2 protein-coding genes and 1 pseudogene are annotated in these 1,497 nt (G+C 54.8%); 1 reads left to right on the top strand and 2 read right to left on the bottom strand.

Annotated features, from left to right (window positions below; genetic code table 11):
* On the top strand, window positions 1-204 hold a 204-nt coding region (locus PY649_RS34685), incomplete at its 5' end, for a hypothetical protein (RefSeq protein WP_285873583.1).
* Window positions 205-703: 499 nt separating this feature from the next.
* Here the strand turns inward: PY649_RS34685 and PY649_RS34680 are convergent.
* Both PY649_RS34680 and PY649_RS34675 read right to left on the bottom strand, forming a co-directional pair.
* Window positions 704-1,147, bottom strand: coding sequence for a hypothetical protein (locus tag PY649_RS34680; RefSeq protein ID WP_285873581.1), 444 nt, complete (start codon window positions 1,145-1,147; stop codon window positions 704-706).
* Window positions 1,148-1,244: 97 nt separating this feature from the next.
* Window positions 1,245-1,497, bottom strand: a pseudogene (locus tag PY649_RS34675) (AhpC/TSA family protein); the annotation flags it as partial.

Raw genomic sequence — 1,497 nt, 5'->3', positions numbered from 1 at the left:
CGATATCCCGCGGATCTGACAAGGCCATCGAGGGATTTAAGGACCAGCTCATCGTCGTCAACGATGAGTACGATCGGCGCGGTGCTAGAGCTCGGCTGCATGGCGGACGGATTTGTAGTGTACGACATTACGCGCAATTTCAGCCCCATCGCTCCCACGATTGGTATCATCGAATTTGCCAATAAAGCGGCATTTTCGATTTAACCTAAACCCGGGGCGCCGCCTACTGAACGTTTGTATGGTTTGAGATACGAAGGTATTGGTCACGACTGTCACCGCTGATTGTCAACCAGGCTCGATCGGCAATGCAAAGCCGACAGTCGCGCCGCCGGCCGCATTCGCGTGGGGCGAAGCTTCCGCAGTGCCCGATGATCTCCTAAGAGCTGTTGGACTGCGTTGGCGCAAAATAACCAATTCATTTTAAAGGCGTTAGATGGTGGAAATGAGTTTGAGTTATTCATCCGGGTAATGAATGCCCCGCCGTGCTTCATCCCGAATTCGCGTCCGTTGCGCGATGCACGGCATCGGACCCTTGATGACAAGCTGGTGTCGCGGTTTAATCTCTGCGATTTTTAAGCACGGTTCTTACCGCATGCGTCCGCCGATTTGACGAACTCCATCTGTATTGATCACTGCTGCCGTACTCTGGCGCTTCAGTTCCGTCATACGCGCCCCTCGTTCGCCAGCGATCCAATGTGTCTCGCTACGCGACGGCTTCGATCACAAGCTTCCTTCCGTTGAACTCCACGGTCTCGCCGGCCCGGGCTCCTTCGATCGCCTCGAAAATTGGGGCGCTTGTGGAAATCCCCATGACCTCGCGACCATCGCATGTGAATTTGCCGGTTGAGATGGCGATAACGAAGTATCGACCGGAAAGCCGCACGAGCGCTCCTTCAGTTACTGTCGACTTTGGCCCGAAGTCGATTTCTCTCAACTTGTCGAGCTTATCAGTATGATCGTGGAGGGTATCATCCAGAGCCTCGGAAAGGTCACTGGCGATTTCTGCTTGGGCCTGCTCATCGTTTTCGATCGGTTCGCTTCGGTCGAGCCGAGCATCAGCAATATAGTCGAAGTATTTTTCGCGGGCGCTTTGAAGGGCTACACCCTCAAGCGAAAGCATCGTCTCTTTGATGATGTTCTTGTCCATTGTTACCTCCTTGAGGAATTCCATTCCTTGCATCAGGTTTGCCTCCGGAAGCTTTCCGAGCACGGGCTGCGGCCGCAAGCCTTTAAGTCGACGTCGCTCAGAGCGGGCCGTCATATTCGCCACGCGCCGGATAATCTTTGTGGATGGCGAAGTCGATCGCCTGAAGCAATTCCGAAAACAGCGGACGTGCGAACGGCATTGTTTGTACCGCGCCGTAATACAGAGTACCGCCCGGTCGAACGAGGAACACCCCCGGCTCCGAAAATAGCGGCGGCTCTTCGACGTTGATCGATGACTTTCCACGCGATGAGGAAATATAGAGTCCCCATTGCCGGGCCACCGTGAGCGGC

Source organism: Rhizobium mayense, from assembly GCF_030272705.1.
GTDB lineage: Bacteria > Pseudomonadota > Alphaproteobacteria > Rhizobiales > Rhizobiaceae > Rhizobium > Rhizobium mayense.
The sequence above is the reverse complement of the archived record's forward strand: the minus strand, read 5'-3'. Positions and strand labels throughout refer to the sequence as shown.